The 22082-nt window shown below is 53.6% G+C and carries 19 protein-coding genes; 12 read left to right on the top strand and 7 right to left on the bottom strand.

Annotated features, from left to right (window positions below; genetic code table 11):
* Positions 1-76 precede the first annotated feature (76 nt).
* The 4 genes from ACO6S1_RS10145 (at position 77) to metH (ending at position 5854) form a co-directional block, all read left to right on the top strand.
* Entirely contained in the window at positions 77-1096 is a 1020-nt protein-coding gene (locus tag ACO6S1_RS10145; protein ID WP_422342580.1) for an ArsR/SmtB family transcription factor, read from the top strand.
* Positions 1093-2049 (top strand): methylenetetrahydrofolate reductase, encoded by a 957-nt coding sequence (metF, locus tag ACO6S1_RS10140; RefSeq protein ID WP_422342579.1) that lies wholly within the window; start codon positions 1093-1095, stop codon positions 2047-2049. The genes ACO6S1_RS10145 and metF overlap by 4 nt, the downstream gene beginning before the upstream one ends.
* Positions 2046-3095 carry a homocysteine S-methyltransferase family protein gene (locus ACO6S1_RS10135; protein WP_422342578.1) on the top strand — a complete coding sequence of 350 codons (1050 nt, stop codon included), beginning with the start codon at positions 2046-2048 and terminating at the stop codon, positions 3093-3095. Before metF ends, ACO6S1_RS10135 begins: the two co-directional genes overlap by 4 nt.
* A gap of 128 nt (positions 3096-3223) precedes the next feature.
* Positions 3224-5854, top strand: coding sequence for a methionine synthase (metH, locus tag ACO6S1_RS10130; RefSeq protein ID WP_422342577.1), 2631 nt, complete (start codon positions 3224-3226; stop codon positions 5852-5854).
* 48 nt (positions 5855-5902) lie between these two features.
* Here metH and ACO6S1_RS10125 read toward each other — a convergent pair whose 3' ends face one another.
* Positions 5903-6538 (bottom strand): PEPxxWA-CTERM sorting domain-containing protein, encoded by a 636-nt coding sequence (locus ACO6S1_RS10125; protein WP_422342576.1) that lies wholly within the window; start codon positions 6536-6538, stop codon positions 5903-5905.
* A 334-nt stretch (positions 6539-6872) separates the two neighbouring features.
* Positions 6873-7508, bottom strand: coding sequence for a PEPxxWA-CTERM sorting domain-containing protein (locus ACO6S1_RS10120; protein WP_422342575.1), 636 nt, complete (start codon positions 7506-7508; stop codon positions 6873-6875).
* A 74-nt stretch (positions 7509-7582) separates the two neighbouring features.
* Between ACO6S1_RS10120 and ACO6S1_RS10115 the strand changes: the two genes are divergently transcribed.
* Positions 7583-8731 carry a right-handed parallel beta-helix repeat-containing protein gene (locus ACO6S1_RS10115; protein WP_422342574.1) on the top strand — a complete coding sequence of 383 codons (1149 nt, stop codon included), beginning with the start codon at positions 7583-7585 and terminating at the stop codon, positions 8729-8731.
* 62 nt (positions 8732-8793) lie between these two features.
* On the opposite strand, the gene ACO6S1_RS10110 is transcribed toward ACO6S1_RS10115, so the two are convergent.
* Complete coding sequence (locus ACO6S1_RS10110; RefSeq protein ID WP_422342573.1) at positions 8794-9516, bottom strand: winged helix-turn-helix transcriptional regulator; 723 nt, start codon at positions 9514-9516, stop codon at positions 8794-8796.
* Between the two features lie 197 nt (positions 9517-9713).
* On the opposite strand from ACO6S1_RS10110, the gene ACO6S1_RS10105 reads away from it, so the two are divergent.
* Complete coding sequence (locus tag ACO6S1_RS10105; protein ID WP_422342572.1) at positions 9714-10580, top strand: hypothetical protein; 867 nt, start codon at positions 9714-9716, stop codon at positions 10578-10580.
* Positions 10581-10717: 137 nt separating this feature from the next.
* Positions 10718-10969 (top strand): hypothetical protein, encoded by a 252-nt coding sequence (locus ACO6S1_RS10100; protein WP_422342571.1) that lies wholly within the window; start codon positions 10718-10720, stop codon positions 10967-10969.
* Between the two features lie 191 nt (positions 10970-11160).
* Here the strand turns inward: ACO6S1_RS10100 and ACO6S1_RS10095 are convergent, their stop codons facing one another.
* Positions 11161-12834 (bottom strand): alkaline phosphatase family protein, encoded by a 1674-nt coding sequence (locus tag ACO6S1_RS10095; RefSeq protein ID WP_422342570.1) that lies wholly within the window; start codon positions 12832-12834, stop codon positions 11161-11163.
* Positions 12835-12919: 85 nt separating this feature from the next.
* On the opposite strand from ACO6S1_RS10095, the gene ACO6S1_RS10090 reads away from it, so the two are divergent.
* Together ACO6S1_RS10090 and ACO6S1_RS10085 are read left to right on the top strand one after the other, a co-directional pair.
* Positions 12920-15043 (top strand): protein-disulfide reductase DsbD family protein, encoded by a 2124-nt coding sequence (locus tag ACO6S1_RS10090; protein WP_422342569.1) that lies wholly within the window; start codon positions 12920-12922, stop codon positions 15041-15043.
* Between the two features lie 37 nt (positions 15044-15080).
* Complete coding sequence (locus ACO6S1_RS10085; RefSeq protein WP_422342568.1) at positions 15081-15698, top strand: thioredoxin family protein; 618 nt, start codon at positions 15081-15083, stop codon at positions 15696-15698.
* A 254-nt stretch (positions 15699-15952) separates the two neighbouring features.
* On the opposite strand, the gene ACO6S1_RS10080 is transcribed toward ACO6S1_RS10085, so the two are convergent.
* The 3 genes from ACO6S1_RS10080 to uvrB all read right to left on the bottom strand — a co-directional run bounded on the left by ACO6S1_RS10080 (position 15953) and on the right by uvrB (position 19768).
* The gene (locus ACO6S1_RS10080) at positions 15953-16327 is read right to left on the bottom strand and encodes a hypothetical protein (protein ID WP_422342567.1); all 375 of its coding nucleotides are present in this window, start codon (positions 16325-16327) and stop codon (positions 15953-15955) included.
* Positions 16328-16647: 320 nt separating this feature from the next.
* Positions 16648-17445 carry a class I SAM-dependent methyltransferase gene (locus ACO6S1_RS10075; protein ID WP_422342566.1) on the bottom strand — a complete coding sequence of 266 codons (798 nt, stop codon included), beginning with the start codon at positions 17443-17445 and terminating at the stop codon, positions 16648-16650.
* A gap of 145 nt (positions 17446-17590) precedes the next feature.
* The gene (gene uvrB, locus ACO6S1_RS10070; RefSeq protein ID WP_422342565.1) at positions 17591-19768 is read right to left on the bottom strand and encodes an excinuclease ABC subunit UvrB; all 2178 of its coding nucleotides are present in this window, start codon (positions 19766-19768) and stop codon (positions 17591-17593) included.
* Positions 19769-19908: 140 nt separating this feature from the next.
* Between uvrB and ACO6S1_RS10065 the strand changes: the two genes are divergently transcribed.
* From ACO6S1_RS10065 to ACO6S1_RS10055, 3 genes are read left to right on the top strand one after another with little or no spacing between them, the layout of a single operon-like run.
* Positions 19909-20448: a DUF3617 domain-containing protein gene (locus ACO6S1_RS10065; protein ID WP_422342564.1), complete on the top strand. Its 540-nt coding sequence runs from the start codon at positions 19909-19911 to the stop codon at positions 20446-20448.
* The gene (locus tag ACO6S1_RS10060) at positions 20414-21637 is read left to right on the top strand and encodes a serine hydrolase domain-containing protein (protein WP_422342563.1); all 1224 of its coding nucleotides are present in this window, start codon (positions 20414-20416) and stop codon (positions 21635-21637) included. Before ACO6S1_RS10065 ends, ACO6S1_RS10060 begins: the two co-directional genes overlap by 35 nt.
* Before the next feature lie 59 nt (positions 21638-21696).
* Positions 21697-22080, top strand: a complete 384-nt coding sequence (locus tag ACO6S1_RS10055; protein WP_422342562.1) for a VOC family protein — start codon at positions 21697-21699, stop codon at positions 22078-22080.
* Positions 22081-22082 lie beyond the last annotated feature (2 nt).

The following is a 22082-nucleotide window of genomic DNA, read 5'->3' as shown; positions in this document are numbered from 1 at the left end:
GGAAAAATCGACTATCCAAAGCTAGCAAATCTAATAGATTGACTAGATATAAAGAATTCTTTATATCATCATTCCAATGAATGACGTCCTTACCATATTCAGAGCCCTTGCTGATCCGACGAGAATTCGAATCATGCTTCTTCTGCTCAAAATGGAGCTTGCTGTCGGCGAGCTTGCCCAGATTCTAGATCAGAGCCAGCCGCGCATTTCCCGTCATATTAGAATATTGGACGAAGCCGGTCTCGCAGAACGTCGAAAGGAAGGGAGCTGGGTTTTCCTGCGCCCAGGCAAAGCACCGCAACTTGAAATATTACGCCGATTGTTTCGATCGGATGATGTGATTTCATCCGATCAAGCTGTTAGCGATGAAGCCCAATTGTCGCTCGTCCGAAAGACTCGAGCTGAAATGGCAGAACGGTATTTTGAGGCACATGCAGAAGAATGGGACGCGATCCGTTCGCTTCATCTACCCGAAAATGATGTCGAGCAAGCAATGCTCGCCCTGCTGAAAGATGTTAATTTGGGTCATATGCTCGATATCGGTACAGGAACCGGTCGCATGGTTGAACTGTTCGGACCGAATTCCGAGAGAGTAACCGCACTTGATAAAAGCCCTGAAATGCTGCGCTTAGCCCGGGCTAAACTGCTCGGCAACGAATCAGACCAGACCAACCAAGCTGCACTCGCGCGAAAAACTGAACTAAAACTGGGTGATTTCAATAATCTGCCTATTGGCGATGGAAAGATCGATAGCGTTCTTTTGCATCAGGTACTGCATTACGCCCAACAGCCGGAAGCTGTCCTCGCAGAAGTTTCGAGAGTTGTCCGCGATGGTGGTATTGTCATGATCACCGATTTTGCCCCCCACGATCGCGAAGAGTTGCGAACCGCTCATGCCCATGCCCGGCTTGGTTTTTCAGACGACAGTATGAAGCGTTGGTTTGCCGCTTCCCAGATTGAAATGGTGCAAAGCCGGACGCTGGATGGCGGCAAGCTAACCGTCAAGATATGGGTAGGTCGCAAGTCCAATCTGTCGCAAATCCATCCGGGGAGCGATGTTGCTGCAAATTTATCACAAAAAAGAGCTTCCCTATGACCGAACACACCAGACCTTTAGGCTTGAATCAATTGGAAGAGGCAAAGCGGGCGCTTGATGTTCCGTTATTCGCCGGATTGAGCGGCGATGCTGATGTTTCCTTTGAATTCTTCCCTCCGAAGACCGAAAAGATGGAAAAGACCTTGTGGGATAGTGTGGTTACGCTGGAACCTCTTAATCCCCGATTTGTCTCGGTCACCTACGGAGCAGGCGGATCAACCCGGGAACGTACACATGCCACGGTTGCGCGCATTGCCAAGGAAACCCGTATTCCAGCGGCTGCCCATTTGACCTGTGTCGGGGCGAGCAAGTCGGAAATTGCTGAGGTTGCCGAAGCCTATTGGGATGCGGGTGTTCGTCACATTGTTGCACTGCGCGGAGACCCGCCAGCGGAAGGACAGGCGTTTGAACCGCATCGGGAAGGTTACACAAGTGCCGCGGAACTGGTTAAAGGATTGAAGGATATTGCGCCTTTTGAAATCTCGGTGGCGGCCTATCCGGAAACCCATCCCGAAGCCAATTGCCCGCAGAGCGATCTCGATAATCTTAAACGCAAGCTGGATGCCGGCGCAAGCCGCGCAATTACGCAGTTTTTCTTTACCGCCGAGGCCTTTTTCCGGTTCCGGGATGCAGCGGATGCAGCCGGGATTGATGCCGAATTGGTACCGGGAATATTACCGGTATCGAATGTTGCCCAGACGCGGAAGTTTGCGGGTATGTGCGGTGCCGAGATCCCGGCGTGGATGAACGACCTGTTTGAGGGGCTGGATGACCACCCCTCTGCACGCCAGTTGATCGCGGCAACCGTTGCCGCCGAACTATGCCGCAAACTTTATGCCGGCGGCGTCCGACAGTTTCATTTCTACACGCTCAACCGTGCAGAGTTAAGCTACGCGATCTGCCACCTGCTCGGCAAACGCCCATCCGGCGCAGCGCAGGAGAAAGCAGCATGACGGGTCCCGGCGATCAGCTTCGCGCTCTGGCAGCGGAACGCGTTCTCGTTTTTGACGGCGGCTATGGCACGGCGATCCAGAATCACGGCCTTGGCGAGCGCGACTATCGCGGCACGCTGGAGCTCAGCGATGACCAGAAGGGCAATAACGACCTGCTCAGCCTGACGCGGCCCGATATTATCGAGGGCATTCACACCGCCTATCTGGAAGCGGGCGCGGATATTGTCGAAACCAATACGTTCAGTTCCACCGAGATTAGCCAGGCCGATTACGGCTGCGAGCATCTGGTCAGGGATATCAATATCAAATCCGCCGAAATCGCTCGGCGGGCCTGCGACAAGGCCGAGGCCAAAGACGGCAAGAAACGCTTTGTGGCCGGCTCTATCGGCCCGACCAACAAAACATTGTCGCTCTCTCCCGACGTCAACGACCCCGGCTTTCGCGAGATTGATTTTGACTATCTCAAAGGCGTCTATCGCGAGCAATGCGATGCGCTGATCGAAGGCGGTGTCGACTTTCTGTTGATCGAGACAATCTTCGACACGCTCAATGCGAAATGCGCCGGCATGGCCGCACAGGAAGCGGCAGAGGCTTGTGACCGTGACGTACCGCTGATGATCTCCATGACGCTGACCGACCTGTCAGGACGCAATTTATCGGGCCATACGGTCGAGGCGTTCTGGCACGCGGTGCGCCATCTGAAGCCGATCACCATCGGCCTCAATTGTTCCTTTGGCGCCGACCAGCTGCGCCCGCATCTAGCGATGCTGACCAAGGAAGCGGACACGCTGATCATGGCCTATCCCAATGCCGGCCTGCCCAATGAACTGGGCGAATATGACGAGTTACCGGATCAAACGGCGGCGCTCATCGGTGAGTGGCTGGATGATGGCCTGGTCAATATTGTCGGCGGCTGCTGCGGTACCACGCCCGAACATATTGCTGCCATTGCCAAAGCTGTTGAAAGCGCCAAGCCGCGCGCAATAGCATCACCGGCTGTCCAAACCCGTTTGTCTGGATTGGAACCATTTACGATGGCAGCTTAGTTCCCACTCCCCTTCAGGGGAGAGGGTTAGGGAGAGGGGCAGTCTCTTTCTAAATATTTTGTTTTGATTCGAGAGGACTCCCCCTCTCCCCGGCCCTCTCCCCTGAAGGGGAGTGGGAGAAGGAAATAATGACCACACCCCCCTCTTCCGCGCAATTTGTCAATATTGGCGAGCGTACCAATGTCACCGGGTCCGCGCGGTTCAAAAAGCTTATCCTCAACGATGACTATGAAGCCGCCGTGGAAGTCGCGCGGCAGCAAGTCGAAAATGGTGCGCAGATTATCGATGTGAATATGGATGAAGGCCTGCTCGACGCGGAACACGCGATGACAACCTTCCTCAAGCTCATCTCGGCCGAACCGGATATTGCCCGCGTACCGGTGATGATCGACAGTTCCAAATGGTCGGTGATCGAGGCGGGTCTGAAATGTGTCTCTGGCAAACCGATCGTCAATTCCATCTCGATGAAGGAAGGCGAAGAGGAATTTCTGAAATATGCCCGAAAATGCATGGCTTACGGCGCAGCTGTGGTCGTCATGGCATTTGATGAAACCGGTCAGGCGGATACCAAGCAGCGCAAGGTTGAGATTTGTGAGCGCGCCTACAAATTACTCACCGGCATCGGCTTTCCGCCGGAAGATATTATCTTTGATCCCAATGTGTTCGCCGTGGCGACGGGGATTGACGAGCATCGCCGCTACGGGCTGGATTTCATCGAAGCGGTGGCCGAAATCAAGGCGCGCTGCCCGCATGTCCATTTTTCGGGCGGGCTATCCAACCTGTCGTTCAGCTTTCGCGGTAACGAACCGGTACGCCGGGCAATGCACAGCGTCTTTCTCTATCACGCCATTCCTGCCGGACTGGATATGGCCATCGTCAATGCCGGACAGCTGGATATTTACGACGATATCGATCCGGTGCTGCGCGAACATTGCGAAGATGTCATTCTCGACCGCGAACCCAAGGATGGTGGCGACGCGACCGACCGGCTGATCACTCTGGCCGAGAAATTCCGTGGCACCGACAAGGCGGCGGAAAAAGCCGCTGCCGAATGGCGGGGATATGATGTCGTGAAACGACTCGAACATGCGCTGGTCAAGGGCATTGACGCGCATATTATCGAAGATACCGAAGAAATGCGGGTGTCCGTCAAGGATGCTGGCGGACGTCCGATCGAAGTGATCGAAGGCCCTTTGATGGACGGCATGAACGTCGTCGGAGACCTGTTCGGATCGGGCAAGATGTTCCTGCCGCAGGTGGTGAAATCCGCACGTGTGATGAAAAAGGCCGTCGCCCATCTATTCCCTTATATCGAGGCGGAAAAAGAAGAAGGTGCCAAGGGCAAAGGCAAGATAATCATGGCGACCGTCAAGGGCGATGTGCATGATATTGGCAAGAATATCGTCGGCGTCGTGCTGCAATGCAATGGCTTTGAGGTTATCGATCTCGGCGTGATGGTGCCCTGGCCCGACATATTGAAAGCCGCCAACGAGAATGATGCCGACATGATCGGCCTGTCCGGCCTGATCACACCGTCGCTCGACGAGATGGTCACTGTCTCCGAAGAGATGGAACGCGCCAAGATGACCATGCCGCTGCTCATCGGCGGAGCGACAACATCGAAAACCCATACGGCCTTGCGGATTGAACCGGCCTATTCCGGACCGACTGTCTATGTACTCGATGCCAGCCGTGCCGTGGGTGTCGCCTCACAGCTCGTCAGCGATACGCAGGCCGAGGCCTTTATCGCCAGTACCCGTGAAGACTACGAACAGGTGCGTATTGCGCGCGCTGGCAAGACCGCCAAGAAACTCGCTTCCCTCAATGAAGCCCGTGCCAATGGTGCGGCCGTGGACATGAGCAAAAAACCACCGGCGCCGAAAAAGCCGGGACTGCACGTTTATGAGAACTGGGATCTCGCCGAGCTGCGCGATTATATCGACTGGACCCCGTTTTTCCGGGCCTGGGAACTCGCCGGAACCTTCCCGGCCATTCTGACCGATGAAGTGGTCGGGGAAAGTGCCAGTGATCTGTACAAAGACGCACAGGTGATGCTGGATCGGATCATTGAGGAGAAATGGCTGACCGCCAAAGGCGTCGCTGGCCTGTGGCGCGCGCGGCGGGATGGTGATGACATCATGGTGTCGCCGGAAAATGAGGAAATCGCGCTTCCCATGCTCCGCCAGCAGGTCAGCAAACGGTCTGGCAAATCGAACAACTGCCTCGCCGACTTTATCGACACATCCGATGACTGGATGGGCGGCTTTGCGGTGACCGCAGGGCATGGCATTGACGAGCATGTCGCGCGTTTCGAGGCGGATAAGGATGATTATAACAGCATTCTGATCAAAGCCTTGGCCGACCGTCTGGCCGAAGCTTTTGCCGAGCGCATGCACGAACATGTCCGCAAGGATCTGTGGGGCTATGCCGCAGACGAGAATCTCGACAACAAGGCGCTGGTTCAGGAAAAATATCAGGGCATTCGTCCTGCTCCGGGCTATCCGGCCTGCCCCGACCATAGCCTGAAACCGATCCTGTTCGATATGCTGGATGCTACCCATCATACCGGGCTGGAACTGACCAGCAGCTTTGCGATGACGCCGACCGCTGCTGTCTCCGGCTTCTATTTCGCTCACCCGCAAGCCGATTATTTCGGCGTGGCGCGGATTGGTGAAGATCAGGTGGAAGATTATGCCGAGCGGCGGGGTGTTTCGCTGGATCTGGCACGGCAATGGCTAAGACCCAATCTGAACGAATAAAGCCGACCTCTTTCAAGACCGGCTTTATCTATTCAACTGCAATAGTGTTTAGGCGAAGCTGACCTTCGGCATCGCTTTGCGGCGCCGGCGCAGCGCTCCGCCAACCAGGCCAAAGCCGCCAATCATCATCGCCCAGGTTGCCGGTTCCGGCACCACCGGAACTGCAGTCAAAACCCGAATAAAATCTCCTGGCGTTGATGCACGGAAGCTGATGTTCAGTCGGTTACCGTCAATGTTAAAACTGTCTTGCCCTTCCAGCCCGCGTGCGCCGGGGTTGAGGTAGTTCACGTTCACATTGCCCAACAGCAAATCCGTTGCGCCCAGTGTAGCCTGTGTGTCCAATACGCCCAATATATCACCATCAAAATCCACATAGCCGGACACCGTACGATTCCGCCTCGGATCGAAGAACACATAATGGCTGTTTACGACAGTACCCGCTGCCAGACCACCAATGGCAGAGGTCAAGGTCACGCTCTGCTGTTCGTTGAAAGCAAAAAGATTGTTGGAATTCTGATTATCATTGCCAACCGCAAAACCCGGAGCAGGGTCAAGCTCCTCGAAAACGCCGCCTAGATTAAATGCGCCGCCGCCAGTTAGCTCGCCCATGATGACAGCAGCATTTGCTGACCCGGCGAAAGTGAGGCTGCCAACCGCCGCTGTAACCATCAGATATTTAAGCATATTGCGTTCCCTTGAAATGAGTAGCTGTAAAACCTCTTTGCATCCCCTCGAAATGCCGTTTTTATTGCATTTAACAATAAATTAGCGAAAATCGTTGAAATTATACAGTGCTGTTAACGCATTTTTAGCTGATTTCCAGACCGGATGATCGGGAAAAACACCATTTTACAAGTCTCTCTGGATTCAACCTGGGAATCGGGTAGCGCCTAGTTTTTGGGGCTATCATGGGTTTATTTGGGAATCTGCGGACGCCCAATTTGGACAAATAGGCAATCCAAACGAACAAAGCCGGCCTCTTGCGAGACCGGCTTTATTGCATTCAAAACCGTTTTGTTCAGGCGTAGCTGACTTGTGTTGTCACTTTGCGGCGCCGACGCATCGCTCCACCAACGAGCCCAAACCCGCCAATCATCATGGCCCAGGTTGATGGCTCCGGCACTGCTGGAGCCGCAGTTAAAACACGGATATAGTCGCCCGGAGACGATGCCCTGAAATTCACATTCAGCCGATTGCCAACGATATTAAAGCTATCTGCAGCTTCCAGGCCGCGAAGCGCGACACTGACATAGTTCACATTGGCATTACCGAGCAGCATGTCGGTCATGTCCATATCCGACTTGTCCGACAGCACACCCAATATATCGCCGTCAAAATCCACATAGCCGATGCCACGGAGGCTTGGGCCCGGATCGAAAAAGACATAGTGGCTGTTTACAACCGTTCCAGCCGCCAGACCGCCAACAGCGGACAACAGGGTCACGCCTTGTTGTTCGTCAAATGCGAACAGATTGTTCGATTGTTGATGGTTATTGCCGACGGTAAAGCCCGGTGCAGGATTAAGCTGTTCAAAAACGCCGCCATTATCAAACGCCGTTCCTCCAGTCAGCTCGCCCATGACAACTGCAGCATTTGCGGAACCAGCAGTGAAAAGGGCACCAACCGCTGCCGCGGTTACGAGATATTTTTGCATTGTAATTTTCCTTCTTCGAGCAAATGCTCGCTTTACAATGCGACCCAATTCGGGGTCTTAACAGATTAGTTACCATGTTTCCAGAACCTGGAGCGCGTCTGTCCCGTTTCGAGACTCCCGTTCAGGTGAACCCTCGTGAGTTCCTTCAAAGCCGGATATTAACGGGTTCCATGCCAGATGAATATATTTGGGACAGTACCATTGCCGATATTGTGTCGGGATTGGCACACCATTATATGGATCATGATATTTTTCCCGCTTTTTCAGGAGTTTCAGAATTGAAATTTTCGGCCCATATTTTGACAACCGCCATTCTGGCAGGCGTAGTCAGCCCGGTTGCATTTGCACAGAGCAACGCACCGTTCACCGTAGCCGAAAACGGACAACGCTTTTATAGCCTGTCTGAAGCGGTAGAGGCCATTGGAGCGCGAAAAGGCACAATCGTAATCGCACCCGGTGCTTATGGTGATTGCGCGGTTCAGACAGAAGGCCAGATTACTTATCGCGCCGCAGTTCCCGGCAAGGCCATTTTGGACGGCGGAATCTGCGAAGGAAAGGCGGCTTTGGTCTTGCGTGGTCGGTCCGCTATTGTCGACGGGATTATCTTTCAGAACCAGCGCGTGCCCGATGGCAATGGCGCGGGCATTCGCCTCGAGCGCGGCAATCTGACCATAACCAACGCCCTGTTCCGCAACAGTGAACAGGGACTGCTGACCGCCGATGACGCCAGCGGCAATATTGTTATTGATCGCTCGACATTCCAGCGGCTTGGTCGCTGTGACCGGGGTCTGTCCTGTGCACACAGTATCTATATCGGCGATTATGGTTCGCTCATTGTGACAAACAGCCGTTTCGAAAAGGGCAATGGCGGCCACTATGTGAAAAGCCGGGCACCGCGTATCACGGTTACCAACAGCAGCTTTGACGATACCCAGGGCCGGACTACCAACTATATGATCGACCTGCCGGCGGGCGCATCAGGCGTGATCAGCGGCAATGTTTTTGTGCAGGGGCAAAACAAGGAAAACTGGAGCGCCTTTGTTGCCATTGCAGCAGAAGGCCGGAAGCACAGCTCGGCGGGTCTCAACATCCATTCCAACAGCGCGTCTCTCGCCAAAGGTGTCGAGCGAAAAACCTGGTTTGTCGCCGACTGGAGCGGGGACAAGATGCGCATTGCAAATAACAGCCTTGGTCGCGGATTGACCCGTTACGAAAAGCGGTGATTCCGGGATTTTAAGGATGGGTTGAGTTGACTTTGTCCCGAAAGCAGAGATGAGCTTCCTTGTTACGCCCTGCGGACGGAAGCACGCAGTTCTTCTGGCTGTATCGGAATATTGGCCAATCGACTCCGACCGAGCAACGCGGGCAGAAGTCTGGTATATTTTTCTTCACCGAATACTTCCAGGTCCCCGTTTGCCATCGCTTCATCAAGGTCGGACCGTCCCAAATATATTCTGGCAAGAGTTTTGGCTGCCACGGTGATTTGCATATCGACTTCAAAATCGCGATCTATGATGCATAGATCAACCTGATCCCCTTCGAATATCAACCAGCTATTCTGGCGCTTGCTTGTTTGATCATACAGGAAAAAGTGAATAATGAACGGGTTGGGAAGCGCGGGATGTGGGTTGGCCTTGTGGCGGATGTTCCACATTAAATGATCGCTGTCGAAATCTTCCAGCGCGGGCTCTATCCGGAGCCATTCCTGCGCCCAGTCAGCCATGCTGAAAACAACCTTGCTGAGCGCTTTGCCAGCCGGCGTCAGCGTGTATCTGGTTTGATTATGGCTCGCCGATTCCGTCTTTTTGATAATGCCTGCATTCGTCAGCTCTTTCAGCCGATTGGACAGGAGGGAGCGTGACATACGTGGCACTCCTCTGCTGATATCATTGAAGGATGTATAACCGAAAACGAGTTCTCTCATCACCAGCATCGTCCAGCGCGTGCATAAAATTTCCGCTGCCATTGAGAGGGGGCAATATTGACCATAGCTAGGCGCTTTACTCATGTTGCTGTCCTTCGGTTTATACGGCGATATCGCTGTCTGTTTGCGACAATTGGACCAGACCCGGAATATTGCCAGTACAGTAACTGTACCATGTAGTCCTACTGCAGGACTATAGCGCATCATAAAATGGGTATAGCAACGAAACAGAGCTTAATCCTGCCACGCTTGGAAGGGTTAAAAGCCACATAGGAGTGATCATGCGCAATTTGCAGAAATATAAAATTCTTTTGGTGTCGGGCGCTTTGTTTGCCCTCGGAGTGAGCGTTGAAGCCCAGGCCGACAGTGTGACGGATTGGAACATAAAGGCGCGCGATATGGTTGTTGATGCAAAATTTCCGACACCACATTCGAACCGGGCATTGGCCATCGTGCACACGTCAATTTATGAAGCCGTAAATGCCATTACAAAAAAATATCCTGCTTCCCTTGATCTGAAAGCGCCCGACGACTCATCGATAGACGCCGCTATCGCGTCAGCCGTTCGGGTTTCGCTTTTAAATCTCATGCCCGGCAAAGAACGCGAGATTGAGAATGTATATGCAGAGGCATTGGCAAAGATCGCAGATAGTGATGAAAAGACCCAAGGCGTTGCAATCGGTCAACAAGCGGCAAGCGCCGTCTGGGCCGCGCGTAAAAATGACGGCAGCCAGTCCCCGGAAACTTACAGGCCCTACACAACGGCTGGCAAATATGTTCCAACAACCATACCGGCTGCGCCAAACTGGGCAAACCGCAAGCCCTGGATGTTTTCTGACCCGACCAAATTCCGTCCGGGGCCTCCGCCAAAATTAACCAGTGATGCCTGGACGCGCGACTTTATCGAAGTCAAGAAAATGGGCAGCAAGAACAGCGCGCATCGTTCCGAAGAACAGACGAGAATGGCAAAGTTCTGGGAAGCAACTTTACCACCAATCTATCATGGTGTTGTGCATTCTGTCGCCAATATGCCAGGACGCAACGTCACCCAAAATGCGCGCCTGTTTGCGGCCGTGACGCGGGCAACCGATGATGCCATGATCGCTGTGTTTGAGGCAAAATATCACTACGGTTTTGGCGGCCCATAACCGCCATTCGCAACGCTGATATCGATGGCAATGAAAACACCTTGAGGGATCCTGCATGGGTTCCTTTCATTCCCACGCCGATGCATCCTGAATATCCATGCGCCCATTGCGTCGTAGCGGGAACAGTAGGCGCTATTTTGAAAGCCGAAATCGGGGAGAATGCGACGCCGGAATTGTGGACTGTAAGCTACACGGACGGCGGGGCCAGAAGGAACTGGAAGAGTGTTGACGACTTCATACAGGAAGTTTCCGATGCGCGTATCTATGATGGCGTTCATTACCGAAGCTCTGCGGATGTCGGCTCTGAGATGGGTTTGCAAATTGGGGCATTGGCTGTCGAAACCTATTTGTCACCGTTGAAATCATCTGAAATTCCAGAAGACAAGTAACATTCTTCACGACCGCACGGATGATGATAATTTCGAGCCAATAAATGTCCGCTGTGGCGCCCATGGCGGGCATATAGCCGCATAGACTGATTCAATGGTGGGATTTAATCCTGCTCCCGACGCGGCTGGTCCGATCAAACTGCCAAATTCGGATAATTTGTTTCATGGGGCTTTGCTGCTCCCCTACCCGTTTACCGGCAATTATCTTCCACGCCGCCGTCAATATCCAGACAGCGTCCGTCAAACTCTCCTTCAGAAACCTTGAGCCCGATTAGCGACGCCAGGGTTGGCGCGATATCGACCGTTTGCACAGAAAGCGGTTGCTCGAAATGGCTTATGCCCGCGTGCCAGAACAAGATCGGTATGCGCCGGTCATAGTCCCACGGACTGCCGTGCGTTGCAACATAGCCGCGCATCGCTGTTGCAATCGGGGTCACACCTTTTTTCAGCAGCACGATAAAATCACCGGACCGGTCGGGATGGAAAGACGTCCGCGCGCGCTCGGCCAGGCTCCATTCTTCGACAGGACCGGTTGGCATCGGCATTCTGGCAAGTTCTGCGCCGTCCAGAACAGCTTCCACTTGGCGATTGCGTGCCATGATTGCCATGGCCTCTGCTTTGACTTCCCCGCGCAAAGAGGTCGGCAGAGTCCGATTGATATAATAATCGCCAAACGGGCTATCGGCGTAAATGATCTGGCCATATTTGCGCAGCTTGCGATTTTCGTAAAAAACTTCGTTGAGCCCATCCGCACTGACTTCACTATCGATCCGCTGCGCTTCCGGAGCGCCTTGCTGGTTCAAACGCTCGGGCAAATCATGGCCGCCATGATCCGCGGTCAGCACGACCACATAATCACGCTCCATCTTGTCGAGTTTATCGAAAAAATTGCCGAGATTCTTGTCCAGTTCTGACAGATTGATACACATTTCAACTCCGCCCGTGCCAAAGGCATGCCCCACATAATCCGTCGCGGAGAGGCCGATATTCAATATATCGGTAAAGGCAAACGCACCCAACCTTTCGTTCGCCACCATTTTTTCCGCCAGCGCCAAAACAGCCGCATCGAAATCGGGAGAAGCCCGAAAGATCGACGCGCCATTTTCAGGGCGCTGAAACTGATAGGTACCAACCGCGCTGTCTGCATCGACAGGAATAGCGCGGTTGCGGGTTTCGCAATGGGCCGGGACCGCGATTGGCGCGCGCGGTTTGGCGAGCATCGCTTTGATGTCTGCGTTGAATTTCGGCAGCGCTGGTAGCATCAGCCCGTCTTGTTTGGTTTCAAATCCTTCACCGCGCCACCAGAATATCATGTCCGGCGCGTTACCGCCCATCATCAAGGCTGCCCGGTCTTTGCCGGATACCGCCATATTCCGGGAATCTGGCGATACTGTCTTTAGTCGTTCCCCCAAAGTCGGCACGAGCAAATGCCAGGCAGACGCGACATAATCGCCCTGCGTCGCAGCGGTAATGCTGCCAAAGCTGGTGCCTTCAATCCGTTCGTCTTCCGCGCAATATATCGTTTTATCAGCGCGCTTTACGTCCAGATCGATCCAGTTATTGGCAATAATACCGGCGCGTCCGGGATGGACCCCGGTCATGATGGTGGCATGGCCAGGACAAGTTTCGGTTGCTGCATGCCCCTGATATCCTGATGGGAATACCGCGCCGCCCGTCAGGCGTTTCAGGCCACCGGTAAATGTGCTGCGATATTCGCTGAACAGATCGGACGAAAACTGGTCCACCGATATCGCAATCACCAATGTGGGCTTGTCTGACTTGCCTTGCCTGTGATCTTCGGCATTGGCTGCGCTGGAAATTGCAATAAAAGCTATGAAACTTGTAACATATTTGATGACGCGCACGAATAATCCCCATGATATAAAGCGGCTATGGCAAGACAGCCGCCAATAGAGTAACAGCGTTCGATACGAAATGGTGAGTTTTTTTATGACATCTGAAACCTCTTTGAGGACGATCTCGGCAAGTTTCCGGGTTTTGCTGGCGGTGCTTCTGTTCACGGTGCTGCTCGGCGTCAGCCCCGCCCGAGCGCAGGTCGATCTCAATAAGCGTGAGTTAAATGTGCCTGCCACATTGGTAGCGGAATCGCAGCAAGTGCAAGCAGGGCAAAGCGTCACCCTCGCCTTTGTCATGAACCCCAAGCCAACCTGGCACGGTTACTGGGAAAACCCCGGTGATGCGGGCATTGGCATGAGCTTTGACTGGAAACTGCCAGACGGCGTCACTGCAGGCAAAGCCCGGTATCCGGTGCCTGACACATTGCTGATTTCCGGTATTATGAACTATATTTACAAGGGCGATTATGCCGTCCTCGTCAATCTGGTCATATCCGAGAAAGTCAAACCCGGCCCGCTGGCCATATCGGTTAAGTCTGAATGGCTCGCCTGTACCGACGAAGTCTGCGTACCTGAGCAGGATGAGCTGTCGATCAACCTGCAAGTCGTTGGTCCGGATGCAGCGGTTTCGCTGAACAATGCTTTCAATGCTTATCGCGAAGCCTTGCCGCGACCTCTTGGCAGTGCGGCCACATTCACCGTCAAGGATGACCTGTTTCGCCTGTCCGTTCCCTTCCCGGCTAATATCGATGTTGAAACGCCCTATTTCTTTATCAAGGAAGACGGGATTGTGGACTATGGCGCACCGCAAAAAGTCAACCGCGATGGGGACAGACTGATTATCGAAACCGCAGCCCGCGGCGATGAACTTCAGAAAATTTCCGGCATTTTGAAAATCGGCCCAAACATGGGGTTGTCTTTAAACGCGACCACAGGAGATGTGGAAATGTCGGGCGTGCCGATCGGCGGTGGTAGCGGCGGAAATTTTATTGGTGGTGGCGACCAGTCTAACGCCTCCCTTCTGTTGATAGCCCTGGGCGGCGCGATTGTCGGCGGTTTGCTGCTCAATCTGATGCCCTGTGTTTTCCCCATTCTCAGCCTGAAGGCGATCAGCCTCGCCAAGGCTGGAGGGGAGGAAACGATCGTGCGCCGCGATGCGCTGGCTTACACTGCAGGGGTTGTCGTTGTTGCCACCGTGCTGGGTGGATTGCTGCTGGCTCTGCGCGCTAGCGGTGCTGCCGTCGGCTGGGCTTTCCAGTTGCAGGATCCACGGATCATCTTTGTACTGCTTGCGCTGGTAACCGCCATCGGTTTCAATCTCGCAGGGCTGTTTGAACTGCCCAATGTGAATTTCGGCAATAAGCTGACCCAGCAAGAAGGACCTTCCGGCTCCTTTTGGACTGGCGCGCTCGCCGCCTTTGTCGCAACGCCGTGTACCGGCCCTTTCATGGCAGCGGCACTTGGCGCTACCATCGTACTTCCGCCCATTGCTGCATTGATAATTTTTGCCGGCCTTGGCGTCGGCCTGGCTCTGCCCTTCCTGCTGATCGCCTTTGTTCCTGCGATACGCAATCGAATGCCCAAACCAGGTGCCTGGCTGGATAGTTTCCGCAAGGCCATGGCTGTGCCGATGTTTCTCACGGCTATCGGCTTGATCTGGCTCCTTGGTCGGCAAATCGGGACTGACGCATTGGGACTTTCGTTGATGTTCCTGCTGCTGGTCACATTGATCCTCTGGTGGTTTGGTGGCGGTCAGTCAAAAGGATTCTCGCGCGGCGCTTTGACGACCGGTGCGCTCGTCGCTGCGATCATTGGCGGCATCCTGTTCCTGCCCAATGCCGAGGCTATGGACGAACGGAAGGTCGCCAGCGCGTCGACAGCCACCTTGCCCAGCGAGCCGTTTAGCGAAGCACGCTTGTCCGAGCTTCGCGCCTCTAACCAACCGGTCTTCGCCTATTTTACAGCCGACTGGTGCATTACCTGCAAGGCCAATGAAGCCGCCGCCGTCCAACGTCAGGAAACTGCCGATGCTTTTGCCGAGGCCAATGTCGCGGTGCTGATGGGCGATTGGACCCGCCCTGATCCGGAAATCAGCAATTTTCTGGAGAAGCATGGCCGCGCCGGGGTTCCGCTCTATCTCTATTATGAGCCTGGCAAAGAACCTGTTATATTGCCGCAGATATTGACCGTCGGTACTTTAACCGATCTGGTCACATGACCCCCAATAACTGATTGATCGCAGCAGGAGAGCCCCCATGAATTACAAATCCACCCTCACATCCCTTGCCGCAGTCGCCGCTATCGGCGTCGCTATGCCTCTTGCGGCCGCACAGAAAAACGGCACCATCGCGCAGGATTTCAAACTGACCGATATGTATGGAAAGACCGTGCAGCTTTCCGACTTCCGTGGCAAAACCGTGGTGATGGAATGGCATAATCCGGGATGTCCATTTGTCGTGAAGCATTATGACAGCGGCAATATGCAAGCGACCCAGGCCGCGGCTCGTAAACAAGGGGCTGTCTGGCTCACCATCAATAGCGGCGCGGCTGGCAAACAGGGCTATATGAAAGGTCCAGAAGCACAGAAGCTGGCCAAGGATCAAGGCATGAACGCCGATCATTATCTGCTCGATGCCAAAGGTGTCGTCGGAAAGGCTTATGCCGCCAAGACAACACCGCACATGTATATCATCGATGGTTCCGGAAAACTGGTTTATCAGGGTGGTATTGACGACAAACCAACCGCCAACAAAGCTGATATCAAAGGCGCTCGCAATCATGTCACTGCGGCTTTGGCCGAGCTAAAGGCCGGAAAAACCATCTCTGTGGCCCAGTCCCGGCCCTATGGCTGTTCGGTTAAATATGCGAGCTAAAGGCTGCGGCTGAAGCAGGAAGAAAAGTAGGGCCGTCGCGCGATACTCAACCGGCGCGCCAGCCCTACTCCCCCAAAAGTCCGGCGGCTTGCAAACCCCCTGAAAGCCCCCGTAGAACGGATTGCCGGACCTAAATTGTAAGCATCAATGCTTGTTCTTGGTCAAAGATTCGGAGGACAGGCTCAATACGCAACACGATCCTGTCCTCCGCCTTTGTTCCGACGGCAAGCGACCCTAAGCCGCCGCCGGTCAAACTAGTGACCCGTCAGGTTAAACTTCTTGGTGCCGTTGGCGCCAATAAGTTCAATGCCCTTCGTACCTGACAGGCCAGAAAGCGGCATTGATTTCTCATATCGTTCGACCCCCATCGAAACGTCATGGTCATTTGCCGCGCGCGCTTCCCACGCTATCTCTATCTGCTGATATTCGGTCAACGGATCACCCAATACTGGCAGTAATTTTATGTCCGCGCCTGGTCTTGGTGCTGGCCCCGAAACAATGAGGTACAAACCTTGACCCAAAGTTGGACCGGCTCTTAGTTCGGCAGAGTCGAAATCGGCGGCGTTTACGCGGCCGTATCTTTTCGGCCGAGCAGTTTTGCCCGCTTTCATCTGTTCGTCATTGTTCACAACAAGCTCCATAAGAACCTCTCTGTCCAAAACCGAGATGCTGACCGCGGCTCATCATTGTGGCCGGTGTTTCACTTTTCGTGTCAGCTCGTAACTACGCAACTTATGTAGGACGCTATAGCCCAACACAGCATGAACCACCTTGTAAACTATTGTAACAACCCGTAAACAGTTGAAATTATATTACAATTTTCTGAAATTTAATCCGCTAAACCGCATGCAGCTTTTGTAAAAATGCTGCACTGCACAAGAACCGGGGCGAATCGATTCGCCCCGGCCTTACTTTTCTGGTGACTGCGTCACTGCTTAGCGGCAAAGGTTTAAGCGGGTTTCCGAAACTTCATGACAAAACGATTGGTTTTGCCACGCACGGATGGATCGAAGACATTTTTTTCGAGATCATCATCCGGATTAGTGAACATATCGCTTTGTGCTTCCAGAACAAAACCCGCTTTTTCAAAATCGGCTTTGGCCGTTTCCGGATCGATCCGGTGCGTTTTCTCGACCACTTCTCTGGTATCGCCAGCATTGCCGACATGATCAATGACAGCAACAATTCCACCTGGCTTCATGCCAGCATAAAGCTTGGTCAAAAATGCGGCCGGATCCATACGCGGCACCTTGAATTTTTCGCTTTCCCAATAGAGATCGTGATAGATGAGGTGCATCATGGCAAAGTCAAAGCTGTCGGCCTCTGGTGTATAATCACCCAGCTGTGACTGCACGAGGGAAACCCCCGGTTGTCGGGCCGAAATTCCGGCCCATTTCGCTTTCGCAGCGTCGCTCGTTACGAATTGTGGTGGGTTGACCGCGGTTACAGTCCCGCTTGCACCAACGGCCGCGCCCATGATTTCGCTGTAATAGCCGCCACCTGCAAAAATATCGAGCACGGCATCACCGGTTTCGAGACCCATGAAGGCCAATGTTTCGGCAGGTTTCCGGCTAGCGTCCAATTTTACGTCGGCTTCATCCCGTCCAGTGGCTGAAACAGCTGAAGCCAAATCGGGCGTATTTTGGCCGGTTGCCTGCGCTGCAATGGTGGATGCCTGATCATCATAGGCCGTCGCGCCAAAAGCCAGAGCAGAACTCGCTAAGACCATTAAGATAGTGGTTTGCATAACATCTCTCCCCAATTCGTTATAACGGGAGCATGAACCTTGCCTGTCTCACGATCAAGCCGACCACAGGTCGTTCATCTACCGGAGAGTGTCGTTAGTCGAGAAGATCACTTGCATGATAACAACCGGTAAAACAGCATAGCTATCAAAATTTCCGCTGCGTCTTACCATAACGCATCTTGCGCGTACCCGGTTTGCCTTCGGTAGCACGGCCTTTGGGTTTGGCGAGTTGCAGATCGGCGGGCAAGCCCAGTTCGTCAGCCTCCAGCTTGCGAATTTCATCCCGCAGACGCCCGGCTTCTTCAAATTCCAGGTCAGCCGCCGCATCGCGCATGCGTTTTTCAAGGCTTTCGATATGGCTGCGCAGATTGTGACCGACGAGATGGTCGGTATCATCATCAATCGGCACGGTGACCTGATCCTTGCTTGCGACATGCGCAACAATATCACCGATATTTTTCTTGATCGAAAGCGGCGTGATTCCGTGGAGCTTGTTATAAGCCTCCTGCTTCTCGCGCCGTCGTCCGGTTTCGTTGAGCGCCCGTTCCATTGATCCGGTAATGCGGTCGGCATAGAGGATCACCCGGCCATCGACGTTTCGCGCCGCGCGGCCAATCGTCTGGATCAGCGAAGTTTCGGAACGCAGGAAGCCTTCTTTGTCTGCATCCAATATCGCGACCAGCCCGCATTCGGGAATATCTAGTCCTTCACGAAGCAGGTTAATCCCGACCAGAACATCATAGACGCCCAGCCGCAAATCACGGATTAACTCGATCCGCTCCAGCGTCTCGACATCGCTGTGCATATAGCGGACTTTCAGACCCGCTTCATGCATGAACTCGGTCAGGTCTTCCGCCATTCGCTTGGTCAGTGTCGTGACTAGGGTGCGATAGCCTTGCTGGGCCACTTTCCTGCACTCGTTGACCAGATCATCGACTTGATCCTCAACCGGCTTGATCTCTACCGGCGGATCAATCAGCCCGGTCGGCCGAATGACCTGCTCGGCAAATACACCGCCGGTTTGCTCCATCTCCCATTTGCCGGGTGTGGCCGATACACTGATGGTTTGCGGCCGCATCGCGTCCCACTCGTTGAATCGCAGCGGACGATTATCAATACAGCTGGGTAATCGAAAGCCATATTCGGCCAGCGTAATCTTGCGGCGATGATCGCCTTTGGACATAGCGCCAATTTGCGGTACCGTCTGATGGCTCTCATCGACAAAGAGCAAGGCATTATCCGGCAGATATTCAAACAGGGTCGGCGGCGGTTCGCCAGGCAAACGGCCGGTCAGGAAGCGCGAGTAGTTCTCGATACCCGCACAACTGCCAGTCGCTGCGATCATCTCGAGATCGAAATTCGTCCGCTGTTCAAGCCGTTGATGCTCCAGCAGCTTGCCCTCGGCTTCCAGCTCTTTCAGCCGCACACCCAGCTCCAGCTTAATCGCTTCCATCGCCTGTTTCATCGTCGGACCGGGGGTTACGTAGTGAGAATTAGCAAAAATCCGGACCTGATTGAGGCTCGCCCCCTTCTTGCCCGTCAGAGGATCAAATTCGACAATCTCCTCAATTTCGTCACCAAAGAAGGAAATGCGCCACGCCATGTCCTCATAATGTGAGGGGAAAATTTCCAGATTGTCACCACGCACCCGGAAATTCCCACGGGCAAAGGCCTGATCATTTCGTTTATATTGCAGGGACACGAGCTTGCGGATGATATCGCGCTGGTCAACCGCCTGTTCTTTTTTCAGATCAAAGATCATCGCCGAATAGGTCTCGACCGAACCAATACCGTAGAGACACGAAACAGACGCGACGATAATGACATCGTCTCGTTCGAGCAGCGACCGGGTTGCGCTGTGGCGCATACGGTCAATCGCTTCGTTTACCGAGCTCTCCTTCTCAATATAGGTGTCCGACCGAGCGACATAGGCTTCAGGCTGGTAATAATCATAATAGCTGACGAAATATTCGACGGCATTGTTAGGGAAAAAGTTTTTGAATTCGCCGTAAAGCTGGGCAGCAAGAATTTTGTTCGGTGCCAATATCAGAGCAGGCCGCTGGGTTTGCTCGATAATCTTGGCCATCGTAAAGGTCTTGCCGGAACCCGTAACGCCAAGTAGCACTTGATCCAGCTCGTCGCCCTTTATACCCTCCACAAGCTCCTTGATCGCCTCTGGCTGGTCTCCCGAAGGCTCAAAGTCACTAACCAGTTCAAAGGATTTGCCGCCTTCCGATTTTTCGGGTCGCACAGGTTTATGCGGTACAAAATTTTCATCCGTTTCAGGTTCCGCCAAACCTTCTCTGATTACTAGATTTACCATGGAAGCGATATGGAACAAAACGGGTCCATTGTCATCCCCCAATATGTTGCGTTCAATGATGTTACACTTCCAAAATTTACAACGATGATCAATCGGGTTATGGCAAATTCGGGTTCAGTAATCAGATGAGGGAAATCCAAGTGAAAAAATTAGTTGTATCGGTTGCCGCCGTGGCGTTGCTTGCGGGCTGCTCTAGCAACACAGCGGATGCCGATGGCGATGGCAATATCACCGCTGACGAAGTTGCGAAGGTGATGAACGAAGTCACGCTTGAACCAGGTGAGTGGGAAAACACGGTCGAGATTGTCGATGTAAAAGTCGAAGGACTGCCCGAGGGCGCGCCGGCCGGAATGATTGATGGCATGAAAGGCCAAAAAACCGTGACCAAAACCTGCATCACGGAAGAGCAAGCCAAAAACCCGGGTGCGGAATTTTTTGCAGCGCAAGAGCAGACCGACTGCAAAATCAAGAAATTTGATATGAGCGGCGGCGCGATTGATTCTGAAATGTCCTGCTCCAATGTCGGAGCTCCTGGCGACATGAACATGGCGATGAAAGGCCAATATGGCCCCAGCAGCTATGAAATGACCATGACCATGGATGGCGGCGCTGGCGGCATGAAAATGAACATCACCGCAAAGAATAATGGTAAGCGTATCGGCAAGTGCCCAGCGGGCTAATCAGTTGCTGTTCAACTTGATCAATAACGGAGCAAAGGCCCTGTGCTTTTGCTCCGTTTTTTTTGGCATTGTCGGATTGGCCCCGGCGCAACCGGCAACCACAACGGGATCTCCGGCAGGCGTAAAGGTCGACTTCGATGCCGATCGTCACGCTGTTGTCGCGATTCAGGGGGTGTCCAACCGAACAACAGGCCGGGCACTTATGCCGGATGACCCGGTTCGCATCGCATCGATTTCAAAGCTCTTTGTCAGTCTCGCTGTCATGCGATTGACCGAGAAAGGCTTACTGGAGCTCGATCGCGATGTATCAGAACATCTCGCCTGGTCCCTGCGCCATCCCGGCTATCCAGATGTGCCGATCACCTTGCAGCAGTTGCTTTCGCATCAATCCGGCCTGCGCGATGGCATAAATTACGCGCTGCCCATGGACGCACGGCTGCAAGACGCATTGCAGGATCCGAAGGCTTGGGACAATGATCATCCGCCCGGTGCGTATTTCGCTTATGCCAATTTGAATTTTCCGGTTGTTGCATCAGTTATGGAAGCGGCAACGGGCAAGCGTTTTGACCGGATCATGCAGGACGAAGTTTTTGAGCCACTCGCGCTCGATGCCTGTTTCAACTGGACCTTGTGCAGCGATCAAAAGATTGCCGCTGCCGTTACGCTTTATCGCGCCAATGGTGATGTCGCCCGCGATGATCTGCGCGGTGTCCGGGAAGAATGCTCGTTGGTTCCCGCTCGCGATGGCAGTTGCGATCTGCGATCCTACACACTCGGCGTAACCGGCTCGGTCTACAGCCCGCAAGGCGGTTTGCGTATTTCCGTCCTTGATCTTGCGAAAGTCGGACAAATGTTCGTGCGCAATGACGGCACTTTCCTTAGCAGATCGAGCATTGCCATAATGACCAACCCAGCATGGACATATGATGGCACCAACGGTGACAGCGAAGACGGCTATTTCTGTGCTTACGGCTTGGCGGTCCATATTCTGGCAGCACCGGGACGCCCCGCATCCTGCAAAGACGACCCTTTTGGCGACGGCAAAACGCGCTTTGGCCACAGCGGTGAAGCCTATGCCCTGAAATCCGGCCTTTGGGTCGATCCGGCGCGCGGGCGTGGCACTGCCTTTTTTCGAACGCAGGTACCGGAAAATGACCCGTCAGGTCATTGCATCTATTTCTGTGAGTGATAGGTTTCACTCCGAAACCGAATCAACAACCTCGATAAAACCCCTCAGGAGAAACACAGATGATTGCCTACACCATGCTTGGTACCAATGATAAAGACAAAGCCGTCGCGTTTTATGATAAGCTTTTCGAAGGCACAGATATCAAAAAGCTTTTTCAAACACCTTTAGGCGGCCAGTTTTACGGCAGGAAGCCGGGCCAGCCGATGATCTGCATCACCAACCCCTATGACGGCAATGAAGCCTGCTTCGGTAACGGCACGATGGTAGCTCTATCCTTTGACGATACAGACCAGATCGATGCACTGCATGCCAAGGCGCTGGAACTCGGTGCAGCCGATGAAGGCGAGCCGGGATGGCGCGCTCCCGATGTCTTTTACGGTGCCTATTTCCGCGATCTTGATGGTAACAAGCTTTGCGTCTGCAAAATGAACATGGGAGGTTGATC

The sequence above is a fragment of the Parasphingorhabdus sp. genome (genome assembly GCF_965233695.1).
Lineage (GTDB): Bacteria > Pseudomonadota > Alphaproteobacteria > Sphingomonadales > Sphingomonadaceae > Parasphingorhabdus.
The sequence above is the reverse complement of the archived record's forward strand: the minus strand, read 5'-3'. Positions and strand labels throughout refer to the sequence as shown.